This is a genomic window from Microbacterium sp. K41 (assembly GCF_004794395.1).
GTDB classification, from domain to species: Bacteria; Actinomycetota; Actinomycetes; order Actinomycetales; family Microbacteriaceae; genus Microbacterium; species Microbacterium sufflavum.
The window spans coordinates 1-16,306 of record NZ_SSDO01000396.1 but is presented as its reverse complement, the minus strand read 5'-3'; the positions used below and the strand labels follow the sequence as shown (position 1 = coordinate 16,306).

Sequence of the window (16,306 nt, the reverse complement as noted above, 5' to 3'; positions counted from 1 at the left end):
GCGATTCGCCCGCCGCGCGAGAGCCCTTCTCCTGTGTAACTCCCTATCTACAGGCTCCAGTCCGCCCAATCGTTCAGCTTGTCTACAGGCATCACTCTAGGTGGTGTCGTCGTCGAGCTGAACGGCGTTGCCCCATACCCAGCAGCGATAGGTGTGCTCTCCGGCGCGGAACTCGATGCCGGCGGCGAGGGGCGTTGAGCGCACGAGCTTCGCGTCGACTCGGAGCGCTTCGGGTCCGAACCGCACCCAGGCTTGCACGCGGCGCGGTTGCGGGTAGATCGTCATCGGCTGCTCGCGCACGTCGAGCTCGCGCGGGGTGAGCGACTGCAGGGGCCCGTGCTTGGCGGCGTCGATGACGGATTGCTGCTGCGACTGCCAGTCGCGGTAGGCGGAGAGTCTTGCCCCAGGGTTCCCCATGGCCGGTGGTGTCCTTCCTCCGGCCGAGGCCTCGATTCTACGTCGCCGTGCGGACACGAGCGAAGCCGAACGTTCGCCACCGCATCTCTGCTCGGGGGTGGAATCGCCGTCCCGCAACTGGCCCCCCAGCCGCGAGACGGCGAACGCCAGCCCGCTGCTGCCCTCCAGCGGCAGACCGACGGTCCCCTCCCGACGATCGACCATAGGGTTCGCGAGGAGGACTTCGCGGGGGTTGTCAGTCTGTCGCGTCTCGGTTACAGAGTTGCGTGTACTCGATGTCGGGGAATCTATCAAGGCCCCGGGAATCAGATGGCTGCAGGTGTAGCGTCGCCGATCCGAGCGGGATTCCCCAGTTTCCGTTTCGGTTGCCGGCGGCCACCGTTCCCCCGTGGTGGCCGCCGGTCCCCATGAGGAGAACTCACGGTTGCTACGGCCTCGGAGGGCCAAGGATCAAATCGGGTGTCCGCGTTAGTGAAGCCCATAATGATCGCTTCCCCTGTGAAGACGTACGTCTGTGAAGCGTCGCGAGCCGTAGAGCTACAGATTCCAGTCCGCCCAGTCGTCGGGCAACCTCCCCGCCGCTGCCGATGCCTCGATGGACTGGTCGACGCAGACCGTGACCCTGGTACGGGAGGCAATGAGCACACTGACCAAGCTCCCTGCGGTCGCGAACGTTACGAACGCCGCGGCGGCGTCGCTGCGCGCGGCGGCCTCGATTCGTTCCATGAGGTTCGTCAGGTCGCTGCCTGGCGGAAGCGGATAGGACTCGTCGTCGAACCTGATCGTCGTGCTCTGCGTCATGGTCACCCCAATGTCGGTGCGCGCTGTCCGCTCGCACTTTCAAGGCTAGCTGCGTGGTCCCAGGTGCGACCGGGGGTTGCACTCCGGGATCGATCGTGCGCGGTATTGCTCCCACCTGGTGGATTGCCTCGTGACTAGGGATAGCGGTCGCGTCGAGGAGATCGGAGCGATGCGCGGCTGCGGAAGTCCCTGGCAGCCGCCGTGTCCTCCGCCCGAGCATCCAGACGCGGTAGGTTCCCAGCATGAGTGAGCGGAGCCGATGGCGGGAATGGATGGCCGCGACCGATGACGAGCTGCACCGGCTGACCGGGTTGCGGTCCGACCGGCTCGTGCGTTGGGACTATCTGGGGGCCTTCGAACGTGGTCTGAGCCCGAGGGAGGCTGCCAGTCGCGCGGCGGCTGAGGCGGAGTGAGCGGATTGATGCTGACGCGCCGACCGGAATGGACGGGGCACGACTGAACTCACCCTGGTGAGACGCTTCGAAGGCGCTTCAGCTCCACCGCGGCGCGACGCACAATGGGTCCTAGAGTGGCCTGGCGCAGCCCTTGGCGGGGTGGTCGCTCGACTCGCGCCCCCTCTCCGTCCCCCGGGGAGGGGGCGCCTACTTCGCGTGCTCGATAAGAACGGTCGCGCCGTCGTCGGGGTGGTACCGCCACTCGATCTCGTAGCCGGACCACTCATCCGTCTGGACGCCGTCGAGAGCTCGAGTTGCGCCGATCTTCGCTTCGAGTGTCGAGGGAGCATCGACTTCGCCGAGCACGCAGTAGAGGTCGTCGATGGAGGGACCGTAGAGCTTTCCGACAGCGTTGAACGAAACCGCCTCTCCGCGGTCGAGAATCTCCACGTACTCGCTGGAGCGCACGTCGCATGCGTTGAACGCTTTGGCGAACGTCGCGAGTCGCTCGTACTCTGCGTCAGCAGCTGCCTGCTCTGCCGCGGCCTTCTCCGCGGCTTCAGCATTCGCGATCGTGATCGGGACAACGATTGCCACGCTGACGATGACCACCGCTGCAATCCCGATCGCGAGCCACAGAGCGAAGGGGCGCTTGCTGCCCCTCGTCGTCGTGGCCTGTGTGGTGTCCTCGGACGCCGCGGCGGGATCGATTGACTCGGTCATGCACGCGAGCATAGCGCTTGCCCCGCGGAAGCGTTTCCGCTGGGTTTCCGCTGGAGCATCGGCGACGACGTCGACGTGCTGAATGCTAGTTCCCTACTCTCGCAAGGGATCTAAGAGCCGACTACGGGACTCGAACCCGTAACCCCCGTATTACAAGTACGGTGCGCTACCAATTGCGCCAAGTCGGCGGGTGCCATCAGCTTAGCGATGGCGGAGGCGCCGCTCGATTACGGCGCGGGCGTCGACGTGGCCGACGGCGTCGGAGTGGGGGTCGAGGTGGACTCGTAGTACGCCTCGCTCGCCACCGACATCACGAACGTGGACAGCTCCTGCGGGTCGTCGAGCGCCCCCACATAGGCCTCGCCGTTCACGACGATCATCGGCGCGGCGGTGAGGACCAGGTCGTCGGAACCGGCGAGCGGACCCTTGAGCGCCCGCGTGGTCGCTTCCTTCGCCCAGTTCACGAAGTCGCCCTCCTCGATGCACTTGCGGACGACCTTCCCGTTGTCGACGCCGACCGCTCCAGCGAGGTTCGCCAGCTCCTGATCGGAGAGACCGTCGCTGCCGACCTCGGGCTGATCGTCGAGCAGGTCGTGATTGAACGCGTAGAACTGGTCGGGCGAGTGCGTCGCGACGCACGCCGCAGCTGCGGCCGAGCGCAGCGAGTACTTCGTGCCGTTGGAGCTGGCCGTCAGCAGCGCGACGGGGTGATAGCTCACTGTCGCCGCGCCGTCCTCGATCCACTGCGCGAGCAGTCGCGCGTTCGCGCGCTCGAACTTCCCCGCATCGGGCGACAGATAGTCGACGTAGACGTGCACGTCCACAGCCTGAGACGCGGTCGGATCCGGCGTGGGAGAAGCGGAGGCACCGGCCTCGGACGGCGTGGGCGTCGGCGTGGCGGGGGCTTCGGCGGAGGTGGCCATCGACGAGATGTCGGTCACCACGACGCCGTCCGACTCCATGCCGCTCGGGCTGAGCTGAGGCTTGGATACCTGCGACGTCACGGCCATGGTCACCGCGGTGCCGATGGCCCCGACGGCGATCACCGCGACCGCGCCGATGATGATCCGTCTCATCAGGCGGGCCCTCGACTGCTGGGCGTGCACCTTCTGGGCCTTCTCCCGCACGACCTCGCGGGAATTGCGAGGTGCGGGGACGTTCGGCGTTTCGTCGCTCGACATCGTTCCTCTTGAGTCTCGGGGGGTCCGGGTTGGCCCCGACCGTCGCCCGGCGACGATCGCCGCAGAACGCGGCCGGATTCGATGCTAGTCAGTGAGGCTGAGAAATACCCAGGTACGGCCGATCGTGCCATACTGAACCCGACCCGATGGCGGGTCACGGCGGGTCACTCCGCCGCTTCATTCACTACGGATCGTCCGGCACGTACCTGCCGGTGAAGGAGAAACACGATGGCATCTGTGACTTTCGACGAGGCCACCCGCCTCTACCCCGGCGGAACCCGTCCGGCCGTCGACAAGCTCAACCTCGAGGTGGGCGACGGTGAATTCCTCGTCCTCGTCGGCCCTTCCGGTTGTGGTAAGTCCACCTCGCTCCGCATGCTCGCCGGCCTCGAAGAGGTCAACTCCGGCCGCATCCTGATCGGTGACCGCGACGTCACCGACGTGCCGCCGAAGGACCGCGACATCGCGATGGTCTTCCAGAACTACGCCCTGTACCCCCACATGACGGTCGCCGAGAACATGGGCTTCGCGCTCAAGATCGCCGGCGTCGGCAAGGAGGAGCGCGCCGCCCGTGTCCTGGAGGCCGCCAAGCTCCTCGACCTCGAGCAGTACCTGACCCGCAAGCCGAAGGCCCTGTCGGGTGGTCAGCGTCAGCGCGTCGCGATGGGCCGCGCCATCGTCCGTCAGCCGCAGGTGTTCCTCATGGACGAGCCGCTGTCGAACCTCGACGCCAAGCTCCGCGTGCAGACCCGTACGCAGATCGCGTCGCTGCAGCGCCGTCTCGGCGTCACCACGGTCTACGTCACGCACGACCAGACCGAGGCGCTCACGATGGGCGACCGGATCGCCGTGCTGAAGGACGGTCTGCTGCAGCAGGTCGGCTCGCCGCGCGACCTGTATGAGAAGCCGAACAATGTCTTCGTCGCCGGCTTCATCGGCTCCCCCGCCATGAACCTGTTCGCTGCGGACCTCGCCGACGGCGGCGTGCGCTTCGGCACCGAGGTCGTCCCGCTCGACCGCGACACGGTCGGCCGCGCCAACGGCTCGCAGGTCACGGTCGGCGTCCGCCCCGAAGACATCACCGTGGGTCCGGCCGACGGCAAGGGCCTGTCGGTCGTCGTCGACCTCGTCGAGGAGCTCGGCGCCGACGGCTACCTCTACGGCCACACCGAGATCAACGGCAAGCGCGCCGACCTCGTGGCCCGCGTGGACGGCCGCAACCACCCGAACGCCGGCGAGACCGTGACCCTCGCGGCCAACGCCGGTCACGTGCACGCCTTCGACCAGGAGACGGGCGACCGCCTGAACGACAAGCCGGTCGTCTCCGCCTGATCGGACACACCATCCGCGGCGCGGGCTGACTTCGGTCGCCCGCGCCGCGCTCGTTTCCCCTCAGGAGCATCCATGCAGGAGTCGCTGCGCATCACCGCCAGCACCGTCGACCCGGGGCTCCTCGCGCTGCCCTGGTCGACCAGCCTCGCCAAGTGGCCGTCCGAGCACATCGTGTCGCTGCCGAAGGGGCTGTCCCGGCATCTCGTGCGCTTCGCGGACCTCTCCGGTCGGGTCGTCGCCGTCAAGGAGACCACCGCCGCGATGGCGCAGCGCGAGTACGACATGCTCGGCAACCTCGCCCGCCTCGACGTCCCCTGCGTCGCCAGGGTCGCCGTGATCGCCGGGCGCACCGATGCCGCCGGCGAGCCCCTCCCCGCGGCGCTCGTCACCTCGCACCTCCGCTTCTCCATGCCCTACCGCGCCCTGTTCACGCGCGTGCTCCGCCCTGACACCGCCACGCGACTCGTCGACGCGCTCGCCCTGCTCCTCGTACGACTCCACAACGTCGGCTTCTACTGGGGCGACGTGTCGCTGTCGAACACTCTCTTCCGCCGCGACGCCGGCGCCTTCGCGGCCTACCTCGTCGACGCGGAGACCGGTGAGCTGCACGAGGAGGGCCTGACGGACGGCCAGCGCGCATACGACCTCGACCTCGCCAGGACGAACATCGCGGGCGAGATCATGGACCTTGCCGCGGGCGGGCGGCTCGAGCACGGCGTGGATGCGGTCGCGATCGCCGACGGCATCGTGTCCTCCTACCGCTCGCTCTGGGCGGAGCTCACGGCGCAGGAGTCGTTCTCGGCGGCCGAGACCTGGCGCATCACCGAGCGCGTCGAACGCCTCAACGCGCTCGGCTTCGACATCGACGAGATGTCCATGTCGACGACCGCCGACGGGACGGTGGTCGAGATCCAGCCGAAGGTGGTGGATGCCGGCCACCACCAGCGCCGCCTCATCCGGCTGACGGGACTCGACGTGGAGGAGAACCAGGCGAGACGCCTGCTCAACGACCTCGACGAGTTCCGTGCCCGCTCGACCAAGCAGTGGGCGGACGAGGAGATGTACGCGCATGAGTGGCTCACGCGCGTGTTCGAGCCCGTCGTCCGCGCCATCCCCTACGACCTGCGCGCCAAGCTGGAGCCCGCCGAGGTGTTCCACCAGGTGTTGGAGCACCGCTGGTACCTGTCGCAGGCGCAGGGCCGCTCGATCCCCCTCGCGGAAGTCCTGACCAGCTACATCAACGACGTGCTGCGCCACCGCCGCGACGAAGCGACCATCATGGGACCGCCGACCGAGACCATGAGCCTCCCGGTGATCACCGGCACGCTCTCGCTCGCCGATGACGAGGACGAGGTCGACTGGCGCGACCTCGTCTGAACGCCGCCCTCAGTAGCCGACCGTGAACCGCTCGCGGTGGTGGTTGCCCTGCTCGATCTCGTCCACGACGGCCACGGCGAAGTCCGCGCCGGAGATGTACGACTTCCCCTCCTCGTCGCGCACCAGCACGTCGCCGCCGTCGCGGTAGCGACCCGTCCGCTCCCCCTCGGCCCAGGGGCCGAAGACCTCGGCGGGGTGCACGAAGAACCAGTCCAGCGCGGGATCGGAGTCCTCGAGCAGCGCGAGCGAGTCGATGCCGACCTGTGCCTCGTGCTTGTACTCCTCCGGGAAGTCGAGGTCGAAGAGCCTCGGCCCCTCCGGAGCGACCAGGCTGCCGCCGGCACCGCCGACCACACCGAGCCGTGTTTCGGTGCCGTCCAGGAGGTCGATGACGTTCGTGAGGGCCTCGAGCACCCGATCCTCCATGTCACCGCGGGGCGACAGCGCGGACACCACGGCATCCGCACCCGCGAAAGCCTCCCGCAGCGACGCCGCGTCGAGGGCGGACCCCTGCACGTACGCGGCGCCGGCGACCGGGTCGGACGGCGTCGTGCGGGAGATCGCGACGACCGCATGATCGCGGCTCACCGCCTCCGACACGATGTGCCGTCCGGCGTAACCGGTTCCTCCGAGGACGATGATGCGCGCCATGCTCTGCCTTTCTCGTGCGGTCAGTCCGCCGCGCGGACGGTCGCCACCTGGTACAGGGCGACCGACGCGGCGATCCCGGCGTTCAGCGACTCCGTCGCCGCCGAGATGGGGATGGAGACGATCTGGTCGCAGGTCTCGGTCACCAGACGGGACAGGCCCTTGCCCTCGGAGCCGACGACGATTAAGACCGGTCGATCCGCAAGCTGCAGCTCGGGCAGCGACACGTCACCATCGCCGTCGAGCCCCAGCACGAACATGCCCTGCTTCTTGAACTCCTTGAGCTGCGTGGTGAGGTTCGTCGCGAGGGCGACGGGGATGCGCGCGGCGGCACCGGCACTGGTCTTCCACGCCGCCGAGTTGACACCGGCGGAACGGCGCTGCGGCAGGATGATGCCGTGGCCGCCGAACGCCGCCGTCGAGCGGATGATCGCGCCGAGGTTGCGCGGGTCGGTCACACCGTCGAGCGCCACGAACAGCGGCGTCTCCCCGCGGTCGATGACCTGCTCGAGCAGATCCTGCGGGTGCGCGTACTCGTACGGCGGCACCTTCAGCGCGACGCCCTGGTGCACGCCGTCGAAACCCGCCATGCGGTCGAGCTCCTGGCGCGTGACCTCCAGCACCGGGATGTCGCGGTGAGTCGCGATCGACAGCATCTCCTTGACGCGATCGTCCATCTCGACACGCTGCGCGATGTACATCGCCGACGCCGGGATCTTGGCCCGCAGCGCCTCCAGCACCGAGTTGCGGCCGGTCACCGTCTCGGTGTCGGTGGTGTTGTCCTTGGCACGGGCCGTGCGGTTGGGGCTGCCACCCGACGGGCGCCCGCCGGGCTTGCCCTTACCGCCCGCCGCGGCGTAGCGCTCGGCCGCGGCCTTGCGCTTCCCGGCCGGGTGCCATGCGCGGTCCTCCGCCTTCGGGGTGGGACCGCGGCCCTCGAGCGCCTTGCGCCCGAGACCACCGGTGCCCTTCGTGGGGCCCTTCTTCTTGCCCTTGCTCGCGCCGGGGCGCCCTGGCTTAGTCATCGATGCTCCAATGAGTTCCGGCCGGAGTGTCCTCCAGCGTGATTCCTGCGGCAGCGATCGCATCACGGATGCGATCCGCCGCCGCCCAATCCTTGTCCGCCCGCGCCTGCGCACGCTGCGTGATCATCTCCTGCACCAGCGCGTCCAGTGCGGCCGCCCGGGCGTCGCCCGCGGCCGTGGCGTCGCTCGGTCGGAGACCGAGCACCGACGTCATCGCCGACACCGCGCGCGCCGCCTGCGCGGCTGCGTCGCGGTCTCCCGCGTCGAGCGCGGAGTTTCCCGCCCGCACGGTCTCATGCACGACCGCGAGCGCCTGGGGAACGCCGAGATCGTCGTCCATCGCAGCGACGAAGGCCGACGGCAGGTCTTCGCGACTCTCGGCGGCGTCCACCTCCGCGACACGCGCCGCCCGTTCCAGGAAGGAGCGGATGCGGCCCAGGGCCGCCTCCGCCTCCGCCCACGAGGACTCCGACAGGTCGAGGCTCGAGCGGTAGTGCGCGGCAGCGAGCGCATAGCGCACCACCAGCGGGTCGTGCGCGTCGAGCACGTCACGGGCGAGCGTGAAGTTGCCGAGCGACTTCGACATCTTCTGCCCGTCCACCGTCACCAGGCCGTTGTGCACCCAGTACCGCGCGAAGCCGTCCCCCGCTGCCGTCGACTGCGCGAGCTCGTTCTCATGGTGAGGGAAGCGGAGGTCGAGCCCGCCGCCGTGGATGTCGAACTCGTCGCCGAGGTAGCGCTTCGACATCGCCGAGCACTCGATGTGCCATCCCGGTCGCCCGAGACCCCACGGCGAACGCCACGTGGCGTCGGCCGGCTCATCCGGCTTCGACGCCTTCCAGAGCGCGAAGTCCTGCGGATTGCGCTTGCCCCGGGGGTCCGCATCCTCCGCCGCCTCCATCGCGTCGACCGACTGATGCGTGAGCGCGCCGTACTGCGCCCACGACCGCACGTCGAAGTAGACGTCGCCGGAGCCGTCGGGCGCGGGATAGGCGTGGCCGCGGTCGATGAGGCGCGTGATCAGCTCCTGCATCTGCGGCACCGAGGCGGTGGCACGGGGCTCGTAGGTGGGCGGCAGGATGCCGATGCCCGCATACGCCGCGGTGAACTCCTGCTCCATCCGATACGCCAGCGCCCACCACGGCTCCTCCGGTGTGGCGTTCTGCAGCACCTTGTCGTCGATGTCGGTGACGTTGCGCACGAACGTGACGCGACCGTAGCGGTGCTCGAGCCACCGGCGCAGCAGGTCGAAGCTCAGCGCGGCCCTGACGTGACCGATGTGGGGTCCGGACTGTACCGTCGGTCCGCACACGTACATCGTGATGTTCTCGGAGTCGAGAGGCACGAAGTCGCGCAGCAGCTGTGCGCGGGTGTCGTAGAGGCGGAGGGTCACCGGTCAAGCCTACTCGGCGGGCGCGCGGCGCTCCTGATCGTGTCGCGGATGCGCTCGGCTCAGCGGTGCGGGCCGTCCACCGGCACCACGAGTGCGACGGCCGTGACCGCGATGCCTTCTCCGCGGCCGGAGAAGCCCAGGGCGTCGGTCGTCGTCGCAGTGACCGACACGGGAGCGCCCCCGAGCGCCGCGGACAGCGCGCGCTCCGCCTCGACACGGCGGGCGCTGAATCGCGGACGGTTGCCCTGGAACTGCACGGAGACGTTCCCGATCGAGAAGCCGGCTTCGGCGAGCAGCCGCCGCGTCGCCGACAGGAACACGTCGGCGTGCGCGCCCGCATACTCCGGATGCGCCGTGCCGAAGTGGGTGCCGATGTCACCCAGCCCCGCCGCGCCGAGCAGAGCGTCGACAATGGCGTGCGCGACCGCGTCGCCGTCGGAATGACCCGACAGCGGCTGTTCGCCCGGCCACTCCAGCCCGGCGAGCCACAGGTCGCCCTCGCCGCCGAACGCGTGCACGTCGGTTCCGATGCCCACGCGCGGTAGAGCGCCTGCGCCGCGGTCTCGCCGCGCACCCGTGCTCGGGGGCGCCGTCGCGAGGAGAGCCCTGGCACGCTCGAGGTCGTCGGGAGTGGTGATCTTGAACGATCGCTCCGAACCAGGGACGAGGCGGACCGTGTGACCGGCCGCGGCGAACAGCGCCGCGTCGTCCGTGTACTCCGCGCCCTCCTCGGCGGCACGCGCGTACGCCGCCTCGAGCGCGTCGCGCGGGAAGCCCTGCGGCGTCTGCGCCGCGGCGAGCTCGGAGCGGTCGACGGTGCCGGTCACGACGCCACCGTCCACCCGCTTGAGGGTGTCGACGACGGGAAGCACCGGAAGCGCGGCCGCCTGCGCCGTGACGGCCGCGGCGACCGCATCGATGACGGACGGTGGGGTGAGCGCCCGCGCCGCATCGTGGACGAGCACCGTCGTCACGTCTCCCCAGAGGGCCGCCAACCCCGCGGCGACGGATTCCTGTCGGGTGGCGCCTCCCGTGACCACGCGGCCGAGATCGGCGCGGTCGCCCGCGGCGGCGAGAAGCTCGGTCTGCGCATCGCCCTCGTGCCCGGCGGGCGCGACCACGATGACCTGCAGGGGCTGCGCCGCGAACACCCCGTCGAGGGCGTGGCGCAGGATCGTGCGGTTGTCGATGCCGACGAACGCCTTCGGGGCGCGCGCCTCCAGTCGGGTGCCGGAGCCGGCGGCGACGATGATGATCGCGGTGTGCGGGACGGGAACGATGCTCACGCCTTCACGTTACCGGCGGAGACGACGAAAGGCGGGTGCCGCAGCACCCGCCTTTCGTCGTGAAGAAGTCAGGAGGCGAGGACCTCGTCGAGCAGGGTGCCCGCCTTGTCCTCGTCGATCTTCTCTGCCAGCGCCAGCTCCGAGATGAGGATCTGACGAGCCTTCGCCAGCATCCGCTTCTCGCCGGCGGAAAGCCCGCGGTCCTGGTCGCGACGCCACAGGTCGCGCACGACCTCGCTCACCTTGATGACATCGCCGGAGGCGAGCTTCTCCAGGTTCGCCTTGTAGCGACGGGACCAGTTGGTGGGCTCCTCCGTGAAGGGAGCGCGCAGCACCTCGAACACGTGATCGAGGCCCTCCTTGCCGATCACGTCGCGGACGCCGACCAGGTCGACATTCTCGGCCGGGACCTCGATGATGAGATCGCCCTGCGTGACGTTGAGCTTCAGGTACTTCTTCGTCTCGCCCTTGATGACGCGTTCCTTGACCTCGATGATGGTCGCAGCGCCATGGTGCGGATAGACGACGGTCTCGCCAACCTCAAAAAGCATAAAAACATGTCCTTTCGGCAACCTCAAGGATACCACAGGGGATATGCGCTAAGGTTCGCGCTTCCTCGTCCACGCCCCGCTGACACATACCCATAGAATGGGTACGGATATCCCGCCGGACCTCAGGAGGACCCGTGAAATCGCGCCTTGTCGCGTCTGCCGCCATCAGCGCCCTCGTTCTGCTCGGCGCGACCGGGTGCACGTTCATCACGCCGCAGTCGACCAAGATCGAGTACGCGGCCTCCGACGGCGTGAACGTCTCCGACAAGGACGGCCCGATCGACGTGCGGAACGCCCTGGTCATCGCGAACGAAGACGGCTCCGTCGGCAACTTCGTCGGCGCGATCGTCAACCCGACGCAGGACCGCGCCACCCTCACCATCACCCTGGAGGGCGTCGACCCGTTCACGGTCACCGTCTCCGCCGGCCAGACCATCAGCCTCGGCTCCGACGAGGAGCCGCTGCGCATCGTCGGGCTCGACACGAAGCCCGGCGCCACGGTCGACATCCACTTCCAGTCCGGCGACTCGGCCGGCGTCACGACCGCGGTGCCCGTGCTCGACGGCACCCTCCCCTACTACTCGGACCTCGCCCCCGAGGGCGACTGACACCGCACGAACACACGAGGCCGGCACCCACGGGTGCCGGCCTCTTCGCGTCCCCCGTCGTCAGCCCTCGAAGCGGTAGCCGAGACCGCGCACGGTCACGAGCATCACGGGCTCGCTCGGGTTCTCCTCGATGCGGGACCGGATCCGCTTGATGTGCACGTCGAGCGTCTTCGTGTCACCGAAGTAGTCGCTCCCCCACACGCGGTCGATCAGCTGCCCCCGCGTGAGCACGCGCCCGGAGTTGCGCATCAGGACCTCGAGGAGCTCGAACTCCTTCAGCGGCATGTTGATCTGCTCCCCCGCGACCGACACCGTGTGGCGATCGATGTCGAGCGACACGCGTCCGCCCTCGAGCACCCTCTCGTCGAGCTCGCCCTCGGCCTGGACGACCCGACGCAGAACGGCCCGCATCCTGGCCAGCAGCTCCCGCGACGAGTACGGCTTGGTGATGTAGTCGTCGGCGCCCAGTTCGAGCCCCACCACGATGTCGACCTCGGAGTCCTTCGCGGTCAGCATGATGATCGGGATGGCCGACGTCGACCGGATCTGACGACACACCTCGGTGCCGGGCATCCCCGGCAGCATCAGGTCCAGCAGCACGATGTCGGCACCGCGCTCCCGGAACGCCGCCATCGCACCGGGACCGTCCTCGGCGATCTCCACCTCGTACCCCTCGCGGCGCAGCAGATACGCGAGGGGATCGGCGAGGTCGGGCTCGTCTTCGACGAGAAGGATGCGGGTCATGCGGTCTCTCCGTTTCGGACGCGCGAGCCGGCCGACCTGGCCGCTTTCCGCGCACGCTTCTTCTTGTTCTTCTTGTCACGATCGGCGTTCGCCGGCGCGGCGATCTGCGGAAGACGGATCGTGAAGGTGGAGCCACGGCCCGGCCGGGACCACAGGCGCACCTCGCCGCCGTGGCGCTGCGTGGCGTGCTTCACGATCGACAGTCCGAGCCCTGTGCCGCCGGTGCGGCGCGAGCGCGCCTCGTCCGCACGGTAGAAGCGCTCGAAGATCCGCTCCCTGTCGGCCTCCGCGATCCCGATGCCCTGATCGGACACGGCGATCTCGACCACGTCGTCGTCGGCCCGCACCCCTACACCTACGCGCGAGCCGCGCGGGGAGTACACGATCGCGTTGGCGATCAGGTTGCCCACCGCCTCGATGAGGATCTGCGCGTCGCCGCGCACCCACACGCCGCGGTCGCCCCCGCGGGCGAGCTCCACCCCCGCCGAATCGGCCTGCACGACGTGCGCCTCGATGGACGAGGCGATGACCTCATCGATCGAGACGGGTCCGACCTCCGTCAGGCCGTCCTCCGCCTGCAGGCGGGACAGGCTCATGATGCGGCCGGTGAGCTGTCCGAGCCGGTTGGCCTCCGCCGAGATGCGCGACGCGAAGACGCGCACCTGTGCGGGATCGTCGGCGGCGGACTCGATCGCCTCCGCGAGCAGGCTCACCGCCCCCACCGGGGTCTTGAGCTCATGACTCGTGTTCGCCACGAAGTCCCGACGCATCTGGTCCAGGCGCTCCTGCTCGGTGACATCCCGCACGATCAGCAGCACCAGGCGCGCCCCGATCGCACTCGCCCGTGCCGACACCAGGCGCGGATCGAGGCTGAGCCCTCCGCGAGTGATGCGCAGCGACTCCATCGCCGTGTCGCCCGACGCACGGACGCCGCGCACCAGCTGCCGCAGCTCCGGGTTCTCCAGCGTGGAGCCGACCTCGATGCCGAACCGCGCCGCCGCCCGCGAGGTCGCGAGCACGAGTCCCGAGGCGTCGACGACGCAGGCCGCGTCGTCCATGCTGCCGAGCACATCCGTGATCCCCTGCGGGATCGACGTCGACGTCTCCTCCTCCGCACGCGCCCTCGCCCGGTAGGCCCAGACGACCAGAAGCGACATCCCGACGCCGATCACCAGCCCGATGGCAAGGGAGGACAGCGCGAGCTGCGGCAGGGTCATGACTCCAGCGTAGAGCGCGTTCACCGCCCGTCCGGCGGGTTTCCGCGCCGTGACGGGGAGGCGAGACGTACTATTCACTCGCTGGGCACCGTTCGTTAACCTTCGGAGCAGACAATCGCTTCAGGCCTGCGCACAGGCCCGAACTCGTGCGGACGCCCCGCCGCCTCGCGCTGACGACTCAGCAGAGATCCGAACGAAAGGTTGCGCCCCCATGCGCGAAGTCTTCCACCAGTCCCTCGAGGACCTGCAGTCCCGCCTCGTCGAGATCGCCGACCTCGTCACCGTCTCGATCGACAAGGCGACGCGCGCGTTCGCCACCAGCGACGTCGCCCTGGCCGAGGAGGTCATCGCCGACGACGCGAAGATCGACGAGCTGGCCGTCGCGCTCGACGAGCAGGCCATCGAGATCCTCGCCCGCCAGCAGCCGGTCGCGCGCGACCTGCGCATCGTCGTCACCGCGCTGCGCGTGAGCGCCTCCCTGGAGCGCATGGGCGACATGTCCGAGCACATCGCGCAGCTGGCGCGGCTGCGCTTCCCCGAGCGCGCCATCCCGAAGGGCCTCAAGGGCACCTTCGTGCGGATGGGCGAGCTCGACGTCGAGATCTCGCGCACGCTCGCCGAGCTGCTGCGCACCCAGGACCTGAAGTTCGCCGACCAGATCCGCAACGCCGACGACGACGTGGACGAGCTGCACGCCAGCGTGTTCGAGAAGGTGCTCAGCGACAACTGGAAGGGCGAGGCGGTCGCCACCGTCGACGCCACGCTGGCCAGCCGCTACCACGAGCGCTTCGCCGACCACGCGGTCGCCGTCGCGAAGAAGGTCGTGTACCTGGCGACGGGCGACTGGCACGTCGAGGAGGAGGACATCGCCCTCGCCGTGGAGCAGCAGGAGCTCGGACACGCCTGACGCGTCGCCCGTCGTACGCGAGAGACCCCCTGCGCCGATCGGCGGCAGGGGGTCTCTCGCGTCGGGGCGTGCGCGTTACTTCTTGCCCTGCGCGGCCACGGCGGCGGCACCGGCGGCGGCGGCCTCGGGGTCGAGGTAGCGGCCGGGGCCGGTGGGCGCGTTGTTCTCGTCGAGCTCGTAGACCAGCGGGATGCCGGTGGGGATGTTGAGTCCGGCGATGTCGTCGTCGCTGATGCCCTCGAGGTGCTTCACGAGCCCGCGCAGCGAGTTCCCGTGCGCGGTGACCAGCACCGTCTTGCCTGCCTCGAGGTCGGGCACGATCGCGGTCTCCCAGTAGGGCAGCAGGCGGTCGATCACGAGCTTGAGCGACTCCGTGCGGGGCACCTCACCATCGATGTGCGCGTACCGGGGGTCGTTCACCTGGCTGAACTCGCTCGCGTCGTCGAGCGGGGGTGGCGGCACGTCGAACGAACGGCGCCACAGCTGGAACTGCTCTGGACCGAACTCCTCCAGCGTCTGCGCCTTGTCCTTGCCCTGCAGCGCGCCGTAGTGCCGCTCGTTGAGTCGCCACGAGCGCGTGACCGGGATCCACAGCCGGTCGGCCGCGTCCAGTGCGATGTCGGCGGTCTGGATCGCTCGGCTCAGCAGCGAGGTGTGCAGCACGTCGGGGAGGATGCCGGACTCGGCGAGCAGCTCACCGCCGCGACGGGCCTCGCCCTTGCCCTGCTCGGTCAGGCGGACGTCCACCCAGCCGGTGAAGAGGTTCAGTTCGTTCCACTCGCTCTGCCCGTGGCGGAGCAGGATCAGGGTGCGCTTCGCAGTCATGCGGCCAGTTTATCCGCGGCCGTGGATCGGACTGCGCCGGGCACGGGAGAGGATGGACGCATGGCGTCATCTCCGCTCGGCCAGCCGACCCGTGGCACGACCGGGACCAACCGGCTGCGCCGCAACGACCGCTGGATCGCCGCGAGCACCGCGTTGCGTCGCGCGGAGGATCCGCTCGTGGTCGACCTCGGCTACGGCGCCAGCGGGGTCACGGCGCTCGAGCTCGCCGCGCGCCTGCGCCGGGTCCGTCCCGACGCGGAGGTGCTCGGCCTGGAGATCGATCCGGCGCGCGTCGCCACGGCCACGCGACAGCTCGCCGAGGTCCGGGCGTGTCGGACGGGATTCCCGCCGGATCTGCGGGTGTCGTTCGCGCGTGGGGGCTTCGAGGTGCCGCTGCCGGGCGACCGCCGTGCCGCCGTGATCCGCGCCATGAACGTGCTCCGGCAGTACGACGAGGCCGAGGTCCCCGCGGCCTGGCGCACGATGGCGGCGCGCCTCGCCCCCGGCGGCTTGCTCGTGGAGGGGACGTGCGACGAGATCGGCCGCATCGCCAGCTGGGTCGACGTGGACCGGGATGGATCGGCGCTGCGCCTCACGATCTCGCTGCGACTGGAGGGACTCGAGCGTCCGAGCATCGTGGCGGAGCGGCTGCCCAAGGCACTGATCCATCGCAACGTCCCCGGCGAGCGCATCCACGCGCTGCTCACCGAGCTCGATCGGGAGTGGGACCGCGCGGCTCCCCTGTCGACCTTCGGCGCCACGCAACGGTTCCTCGCGGCCGTGTCCGCGCTGCGCGACCAGGGGTGGCCCGTGCAGGGCGGCCGCACGCGCTGGCGTCTCGGCGAGCTCACGCTGCCGTGGGACGCGGTCGCCCCG

At 69.5% G+C, this 16,306-nt stretch carries 18 protein-coding genes and 1 tRNA gene; 6 read left to right on the top strand and 13 right to left on the bottom strand.

Annotated features, from left to right (window positions below):
- Positions 1 to 96 precede the first annotated feature (96 nt).
- Both DW309_RS12480 and DW309_RS12475 read right to left on the bottom strand, forming a co-directional pair.
- Positions 97 to 417, bottom strand: coding sequence for a hypothetical protein (locus DW309_RS12480; RefSeq protein WP_136045558.1), 321 nt, complete (start codon positions 415 to 417; stop codon positions 97 to 99).
- Positions 418 to 954: 537 nt separating this feature from the next.
- The gene (locus DW309_RS12475) at positions 955 to 1,218 is read right to left on the bottom strand and encodes a hypothetical protein (protein ID WP_136045557.1); all 264 of its coding nucleotides are present in this window, start codon (positions 1,216 to 1,218) and stop codon (positions 955 to 957) included.
- A gap of 242 nt (positions 1,219 to 1,460) precedes the next feature.
- Between DW309_RS12475 and DW309_RS19640 the strand changes: the two genes are divergently transcribed.
- On the top strand, positions 1,461 to 1,631 hold the full coding sequence (locus tag DW309_RS19640; protein WP_168387267.1) for a DUF5419 family protein: 171 nt from the start codon (positions 1,461 to 1,463) through the stop codon (positions 1,629 to 1,631).
- Positions 1,632 to 1,820: 189 nt separating this feature from the next.
- Here the strand turns inward: DW309_RS19640 and DW309_RS12470 are convergent, their stop codons facing one another.
- From DW309_RS12470 to DW309_RS12460, 3 genes are all read right to left on the bottom strand, one after another.
- Positions 1,821 to 2,336, bottom strand: coding sequence for a hypothetical protein (locus DW309_RS12470; RefSeq protein ID WP_136045556.1), 516 nt, complete (start codon positions 2,334 to 2,336; stop codon positions 1,821 to 1,823).
- 115 nt (positions 2,337 to 2,451) lie between these two features.
- Positions 2,452 to 2,524: transfer RNA gene (locus tag DW309_RS12465), tRNA-Thr, on the bottom strand.
- Between the two features lie 39 nt (positions 2,525 to 2,563).
- Complete coding sequence (locus DW309_RS12460) at positions 2,564 to 3,517, bottom strand: DsbA family protein (RefSeq protein WP_136031511.1); 954 nt, start codon at positions 3,515 to 3,517, stop codon at positions 2,564 to 2,566.
- Positions 3,518 to 3,745: 228 nt separating this feature from the next.
- Here DW309_RS12460 and DW309_RS12455 point away from each other — a divergent pair, with 228 nt between their 5' ends.
- Complete coding sequence (locus DW309_RS12455; protein WP_136031508.1) at positions 3,746 to 4,849, top strand: ABC transporter ATP-binding protein; 1,104 nt, start codon at positions 3,746 to 3,748, stop codon at positions 4,847 to 4,849.
- Between the two features lie 72 nt (positions 4,850 to 4,921).
- Positions 4,922 to 6,226 carry a DUF4032 domain-containing protein gene (locus DW309_RS12450; RefSeq protein ID WP_136031506.1) on the top strand — a complete coding sequence of 435 codons (1,305 nt, stop codon included), beginning with the start codon at positions 4,922 to 4,924 and terminating at the stop codon, positions 6,224 to 6,226.
- A gap of 9 nt (positions 6,227 to 6,235) precedes the next feature.
- Here the strand turns inward: DW309_RS12450 and DW309_RS12445 are convergent, their stop codons facing one another.
- From DW309_RS12445 to DW309_RS12425, 5 genes are all read right to left on the bottom strand, one after another.
- Positions 6,236 to 6,877 carry an NAD(P)-dependent oxidoreductase gene (locus DW309_RS12445; protein WP_136045555.1) on the bottom strand — a complete coding sequence of 214 codons (642 nt, stop codon included), beginning with the start codon at positions 6,875 to 6,877 and terminating at the stop codon, positions 6,236 to 6,238.
- A gap of 20 nt (positions 6,878 to 6,897) precedes the next feature.
- A complete protein-coding gene (gene rlmB / locus DW309_RS12440; RefSeq protein WP_136045554.1) occupies positions 6,898 to 7,899 on the bottom strand; it encodes a 23S rRNA (guanosine(2251)-2'-O)-methyltransferase RlmB in 1,002 nt (333 codons plus the stop codon).
- A complete protein-coding gene (cysS, locus tag DW309_RS12435) occupies positions 7,892 to 9,292 on the bottom strand; it encodes a cysteine--tRNA ligase (RefSeq protein WP_136045553.1) in 1,401 nt (466 codons plus the stop codon). The genes rlmB and cysS overlap by 8 nt, the downstream gene beginning before the upstream one ends.
- A gap of 59 nt (positions 9,293 to 9,351) precedes the next feature.
- Positions 9,352 to 10,578: a 2-C-methyl-D-erythritol 4-phosphate cytidylyltransferase gene (gene ispD / locus DW309_RS12430; protein WP_136045552.1), complete on the bottom strand. Its 1,227-nt coding sequence runs from the start codon at positions 10,576 to 10,578 to the stop codon at positions 9,352 to 9,354.
- A 68-nt stretch (positions 10,579 to 10,646) separates the two neighbouring features.
- Positions 10,647 to 11,129: a CarD family transcriptional regulator gene (locus tag DW309_RS12425; protein WP_136031496.1), complete on the bottom strand. Its 483-nt coding sequence runs from the start codon at positions 11,127 to 11,129 to the stop codon at positions 10,647 to 10,649.
- Between the two features lie 134 nt (positions 11,130 to 11,263).
- Here DW309_RS12425 and DW309_RS12420 point away from each other — a divergent pair, with 134 nt between their 5' ends.
- Positions 11,264 to 11,737 (top strand): DNA modification methylase, encoded by a 474-nt coding sequence (locus DW309_RS12420; RefSeq protein WP_136031494.1) that lies wholly within the window; start codon positions 11,264 to 11,266, stop codon positions 11,735 to 11,737.
- A gap of 60 nt (positions 11,738 to 11,797) precedes the next feature.
- Here the strand turns inward: DW309_RS12420 and DW309_RS12415 are convergent, their stop codons facing one another.
- Together DW309_RS12415 and DW309_RS12410 are read right to left on the bottom strand one after the other, a co-directional pair.
- Positions 11,798 to 12,481 carry a response regulator gene (locus DW309_RS12415; protein WP_136031492.1) on the bottom strand — a complete coding sequence of 228 codons (684 nt, stop codon included), beginning with the start codon at positions 12,479 to 12,481 and terminating at the stop codon, positions 11,798 to 11,800.
- Positions 12,478 to 13,698: a sensor histidine kinase gene (locus tag DW309_RS12410; protein WP_136031490.1), complete on the bottom strand. Its 1,221-nt coding sequence runs from the start codon at positions 13,696 to 13,698 to the stop codon at positions 12,478 to 12,480. The genes DW309_RS12415 and DW309_RS12410 overlap by 4 nt, the downstream gene beginning before the upstream one ends.
- Before the next feature lie 211 nt (positions 13,699 to 13,909).
- Here DW309_RS12410 and phoU point away from each other — a divergent pair, with 211 nt between their 5' ends.
- On the top strand, positions 13,910 to 14,605 hold the full coding sequence (gene phoU, locus DW309_RS12405; RefSeq protein WP_136031489.1) for a phosphate signaling complex protein PhoU: 696 nt from the start codon (positions 13,910 to 13,912) through the stop codon (positions 14,603 to 14,605).
- 75 nt (positions 14,606 to 14,680) lie between these two features.
- Here phoU and DW309_RS12400 read toward each other — a convergent pair whose 3' ends face one another.
- Positions 14,681 to 15,430 (bottom strand): phosphoglyceromutase, encoded by a 750-nt coding sequence (locus DW309_RS12400; RefSeq protein WP_136045551.1) that lies wholly within the window; start codon positions 15,428 to 15,430, stop codon positions 14,681 to 14,683.
- Between the two features lie 60 nt (positions 15,431 to 15,490).
- Here DW309_RS12400 and DW309_RS12395 point away from each other — a divergent pair.
- The coding region (locus tag DW309_RS12395) for a class I SAM-dependent methyltransferase (RefSeq protein WP_136045550.1) at positions 15,491 to 16,306 on the top strand (816 nt) is incomplete at its 3' end.

Bases quoted from the DNA above. Each gene is read 5' to 3' on its own strand.
- DW309_RS12410 (WP_136031490.1), bottom strand. From the start codon at position 13,698: ATGACCCTGCCGCAGCTCGCGCTGTCCTCCCTTGCCATCGGGCTGGTG.
- DW309_RS12475 (WP_136045557.1), bottom strand. From the start codon at position 1,218: ATGACGCAGAGCACGACGATCAGGTTCGACGACGAGTCCTATCCGCTT.
- rlmB (WP_136045554.1), bottom strand. From the start codon at position 7,899: ATGACTAAGCCAGGGCGCCCCGGCGCGAGCAAGGGCAAGAAGAAGGGC.
- DW309_RS12470 (WP_136045556.1), bottom strand. From the start codon at position 2,336: ATGACCGAGTCAATCGATCCCGCCGCGGCGTCCGAGGACACCACACAG.
- DW309_RS19640 (WP_168387267.1), top strand. From the start codon at position 1,461: ATGAGTGAGCGGAGCCGATGGCGGGAATGGATGGCCGCGACCGATGAC.
- DW309_RS12400 (WP_136045551.1), bottom strand. From the start codon at position 15,430: ATGACTGCGAAGCGCACCCTGATCCTGCTCCGCCACGGGCAGAGCGAG.
- DW309_RS12415 (WP_136031492.1), bottom strand. From the start codon at position 12,481: ATGACCCGCATCCTTCTCGTCGAAGACGAGCCCGACCTCGCCGATCCC.
- DW309_RS12480 (WP_136045558.1), bottom strand. From the start codon at position 417: ATGGGGAACCCTGGGGCAAGACTCTCCGCCTACCGCGACTGGCAGTCG.
- DW309_RS12460 (WP_136031511.1), bottom strand. From the start codon at position 3,517: ATGTCGAGCGACGAAACGCCGAACGTCCCCGCACCTCGCAATTCCCGC.
- DW309_RS12425 (WP_136031496.1), bottom strand. From the start codon at position 11,129: ATGCTTTTTGAGGTTGGCGAGACCGTCGTCTATCCGCACCATGGCGCT.
- DW309_RS12445 (WP_136045555.1), bottom strand. From the start codon at position 6,877: ATGGCGCGCATCATCGTCCTCGGAGGAACCGGTTACGCCGGACGGCAC.
- DW309_RS12455 (WP_136031508.1), top strand. From the start codon at position 3,746: ATGGCATCTGTGACTTTCGACGAGGCCACCCGCCTCTACCCCGGCGGA.
- phoU (WP_136031489.1), top strand. From the start codon at position 13,910: ATGCGCGAAGTCTTCCACCAGTCCCTCGAGGACCTGCAGTCCCGCCTC.
- DW309_RS12450 (WP_136031506.1), top strand. From the start codon at position 4,922: ATGCAGGAGTCGCTGCGCATCACCGCCAGCACCGTCGACCCGGGGCTC.